1 protein-coding gene is annotated in these 400 nt (G+C 42.2%); it reads left to right on the top strand.

The features are described 5' to 3' along the window. A partial coding sequence (locus tag CWC11_RS21880; protein WP_138684253.1) for a DUF349 domain-containing protein occupies positions 1–400 on the top strand: 400 nt, incomplete at both ends.

The following is a 400-nucleotide window of genomic DNA, read 5'->3' as shown; positions in this document are numbered from 1 at the left end:
AAGCAGCTTGAAAACCAGCATGAAAGCTTGTCTCAAGCATTAAAAGATCTTAAAGATTGGCAAAAGTATGCAGCTACGCCTAAACGTGAAGAATTGCTTACGGAGCTTGATATCAAACTGGCTGAGGAGTCAGTTGATCCAGTTAAGCGTGCTGAGGAAGTAAAATTGCTTAGAACACGTTGGAACGAACTTGGTCATGTTGAAACGGAACAGGAAAAGGCACAAGCAGCTCAATTTGATGAAAAAATTGAATTATTGTTTGTACCTTGTCGCGCTTACTTTGCGGAGCAAGAAGTACAGCGTGAGCAGGCAAAAATAGCGCGTGAAGCGGTGATTGAAGAAGTGAAAGCACTTGTTAGTACTTTGGATAACGAGGGTATTGATTGGCGAGAAGTGGAAG

The sequence above is a fragment of the Pseudoalteromonas sp. S3178 genome (genome assembly GCF_005886985.1).
Classification (GTDB): Bacteria; Pseudomonadota; Gammaproteobacteria; order Enterobacterales; family Alteromonadaceae; genus Pseudoalteromonas; species Pseudoalteromonas carrageenovora.
Note: the sequence above shows the minus strand (reverse complement) of the source record. Positions and strands in the feature narration are given on the sequence as shown.